Raw genomic sequence first — 3,326 nt, 5'->3', positions numbered from 1 at the left:
CCATCCTTGAGCTCGGGGTGGATGCGCACCAGCCAAAGGATGGCGTTCGGCCGGTCCTGGCGCTTCGACAGCGGCGTGTAGCGCGGGCCCTTGCGCTTCGATTCCGGCACCCGAACCTTCGGCTCCGACAGCTTCAGCCGGTAGTTGATGTCCTTCTCGCCGCGCGCAATCTCGTCGCGCGTCAGCTGGCCGGTGATGATCGGGTCCATGCCCTTGATGCCCTGCGCCGACTCGCCGTCCGCGATCGCTTTGACCTCGAGCGGATGCAACCCGCAGAACTGCGCGATCTGCTCGAAGGAGAGCGCGGTGTTGTCGACCAGCCAGACGGCGGTCGCCTTGGGCATCAGCAGCGTATTGGCCATGTCAAAAATCCTTCTCGTTCGCCCGCGTTCCCGCGCGGGCGGTGGTTTTAGAGCCACCAAAATGGGAAATTCGCGGCCTGTATAAACGCTCCCTCGAATTTTCGCAATGTTTTTGGAAAAGGGCTGATTCACAGCCATTAAAAGACAAAACCCGCTGGACGAGGTCCAGCGGGCTTGGAACCGGAAACGAAGCAAGCGTCTCGACGGCTCTTGCTTGCCTGTCCAGCCTGGCCCTGTGGCCGGGCTGGTTTTGATTACACCGCCTGACGGGCAATGCGCTCGATGTCGGCGCGGTTGATGCCGAGGTCGCTGAGCTGGCGGGCATTGAGCTTGTTCAATTCGCGCACGGTCTCGTTGTACATGCGCCACTTACGGAAAGCACGGATCGGGTTCATTTCAGTTTCTCCAGTCGTTTGATGAAATCGTTTGATGCCGCGTAAATAGGCATGCCTGCCCAAGAAATGAACGGACGCTTTTGCATGGCCGCAATGCGTTTTGTGCATTGCACCATTAACGATGCGTTCAGCTTGGAACAGGGGACAAGCGCGGACCCAGGATGGGTCGAGATTCAGGTCAGGCCGAGCCGAAAATGGTGGCGCTCGAGAACCGGAGCGGAGCGTACTTCCGCATGTCCCGGAAAAGTGGTTCCGGTTTTCCGATAAGGGACATGCGGCTCCAAAAATACGTGAGCACCGGAAGCGCAGGAAGCCGCCGTTCGCAGGCCGGCCTCACCTGAAAATCGGCCAATCCTACCCGACGTCGAGGACGATCTTGCCTATATGCTCGCCCTCTTCCATCCGCTCATGCGCCCGCCAGGCTTCGGTCAGGGGAAAGATCATGTCCATGACCGGAGCCACCTTGCGCGTGCCGAGCAGCGGCCATACCTGGGCCTCCAGCGCGGCGGCGATCGCCGCCTTGAACTCGACGGTGCGCGGACGAAGCGTCGAGCCGGTATGGGTCAGGCGCTTGACCATCAGCGTCGCGAAATTGGTGGTTGCGACAGCGCCGGCCTGCACGGCGATCTGGACGATCCGCCCCTCGACGGCCGCGGCCTCGTAGTTGCGCGCGACATAGTCGCCGCCGACCATGTCGAGGATGACGTCGGCGCCCTTGCCGCCGGTCGCATCCTTGACCGCGGCGACGAAATCCTCCTCGCGATAATTGATCGCCCGGTCGGCGCCGAGCTTGAGGCAGGCGTCGCATTTGTCCTTGCTGCCGGCGGTGGTGAAAACAGTGGCGCCGAAGGCCGAAGCAAGTTGGATGGCGGTGGTGCCGATGCCGGACGAGCCGCCATGGACAAGCAGCGTCTCGCCCTTCTTGAGCCCGCCGCGCTCGAACACATTGTGCCAGACGGTAAAGTAGTTCTCCGGCACGGCCGCGGCTTCCGAATAGGTGAAGCCGGCCGGGATCGGCAGCACGCTGCCGGCATGGACCTTGACATATTCGGCATAGCCGCCGCCCGGCGTCAGCGCGCAGACCCGGTCGCCGATGCGCCAGCGCGATATGTCGTCGCCGAGCGCCGCGATCTCGCCGGCGACCTCGAGTCCAGGCAGGTCCGAGGCGCCAGGCGGCGGCGGATAGACACCCTTGCGCTGCTGCACGTCGGGTCGGTTGACCCCGGCTGCGTGCACCCGGATCAGCACTTCGCCGGGGCCGGGGACCGGCACGTCGCGGGTTTCCGGCTTGAGCACCCTGGGACCGCCGGGTTGCGAGATCGCGATGGCTGTCATCTTCTCCGGGATCCTGTCCTTGTTCGCCATCGCTGTCCCGTCTCCTCGAATCCTGTCTTGTCACAGTGGTTTGCATCGGCGCCCCTGCCCTATGTATGCTGATTGCCAAATCAGGCAAATGGCCAAGTAAGGGAGAAGCGACGATGGCGATCTTCGACGACGAACCCCGGAAGAAGGCGCGCCCGCACGAGATCGGGCAGGACCTCTCGCTGCTTTCCGTCGACGAATTGTCGGAGCGCATCGCCCTGCTGCGCGACGAGATCGCCAGGCTCGAGGCAGAGCGGGCCGCCAAGAGCGCCACCAAATCCGCCGCCGACGCATTGTTCCGGCGCGGATAATTTTGTCGGCGCGCAAGACCGCCGCCGAAAAGCCCCAATACGCCTGTTTTCAGACCCCGGCGCCCGAACCAGGATCAAGCGATGTTTGCAACCTACCGACCGATCCTCTCGCTGCTGCGCGGTACCGCCTTCCTGCTCGCGGCATCCGGCCTGCACGGCCTGCTGTTGCCGCTGCGCGGCCAGATCGAGGGCTTTTCGACCGCATCGCTCGGCCTGATGGGCACGGCCTGGGCAGGCGGCTTCGTCACCGGCTGTTTCTTCGCCCCGCGCCTTGTGCGCCGCGCCGGCCATGTCCGGGCCTTCGGCGCCTTCGCCGCGTCGGGCGCCATCATCGCGCTGCTCACCGGCCTCATCATCGATGAATATTTCTGGATTCTTTTGCGCGCCTTCACCGGCTTCACCATGGCCGGCGCCTTCATGGTGATCGAAAGCTGGCTGAACGAGAAGGCCACCAACGAGAACCGCGGCACCGTCTTCGGCCTCTACATGATGGTCACCTATGCCTCGATCATGGGGGGCCAGATGATCGTCGCCGGCGGCGACGTACGATCGGCCTCGCTGTTCATGATCACCGGCATCCTGTTTTGCCTTTCGCTCATTCCGACGGCGGTTTCTACCCAATCGACCCCGAAGCCGCTGCAGGACGTCAAGCTCGACGTCAAAGGCCTGTACGCCAATTCGCCGGTGTCGGCGGTGGCCTGCCTCTTGATCGGCATAGCCAACGGCGCCTGGGGCACGCTCGGCGCCGTCTATGGGGCGCGCATCGGCATCTCCACCGCCGAGATCGCGCTGATGATGAGCCTTGTCGTCGTTTCCGGCGCCGCCATGCAGCTTCCAGCCGGGCGCCTTTCCGACACAACCGACCGCCGCTTCGTGCTGGCGGGTGCTGCCTTCGG

Annotated in this window: 4 protein-coding genes and 1 pseudogene; 2 read left to right on the top strand and 3 right to left on the bottom strand. The window is 63.8% G+C overall.

The annotated features are described in order from the left end of the window. From EOA28_RS29690 to EOA28_RS29680, 3 genes are all read right to left on the bottom strand, one after another. A partial coding sequence (locus tag EOA28_RS29690) for a cell cycle transcriptional regulator TrcR (RefSeq protein ID WP_128315575.1) occupies positions 1-362 on the bottom strand: 362 nt, incomplete at its 3' end. Between the two features lie 254 nt (positions 363-616). Next, positions 617-757, bottom strand: coding sequence for a DUF1127 domain-containing protein (locus tag EOA28_RS29685; RefSeq protein WP_071074868.1), 141 nt, complete (start codon positions 755-757; stop codon positions 617-619). 354 nt (positions 758-1,111) lie between these two features. Beyond that, the gene (locus tag EOA28_RS29680; RefSeq protein WP_128315574.1) at positions 1,112-2,122 is read right to left on the bottom strand and encodes an NAD(P)H-quinone oxidoreductase; all 1,011 of its coding nucleotides are present in this window, start codon (positions 2,120-2,122) and stop codon (positions 1,112-1,114) included. A gap of 113 nt (positions 2,123-2,235) precedes the next feature. On the opposite strand from EOA28_RS29680, the gene EOA28_RS29675 reads away from it, so the two are divergent. Next, positions 2,236-2,430 carry a DUF1192 family protein gene (locus tag EOA28_RS29675; protein ID WP_126080827.1) on the top strand — a complete coding sequence of 65 codons (195 nt, stop codon included), beginning with the start codon at positions 2,236-2,238 and terminating at the stop codon, positions 2,428-2,430. A 69-nt stretch (positions 2,431-2,499) separates the two neighbouring features. Continuing rightward, positions 2,500-3,326, top strand: a pseudogene (locus tag EOA28_RS29670) (MFS transporter); the annotation flags it as partial.

Source organism: Mesorhizobium sp. M2A.F.Ca.ET.067.02.1.1 (assembly GCF_004023285.1).
GTDB lineage: Bacteria > Pseudomonadota > Alphaproteobacteria > Rhizobiales > Rhizobiaceae > Mesorhizobium.
Note: the sequence above shows the minus strand (reverse complement) of the source record. Positions and strands in the feature narration are given on the sequence as shown.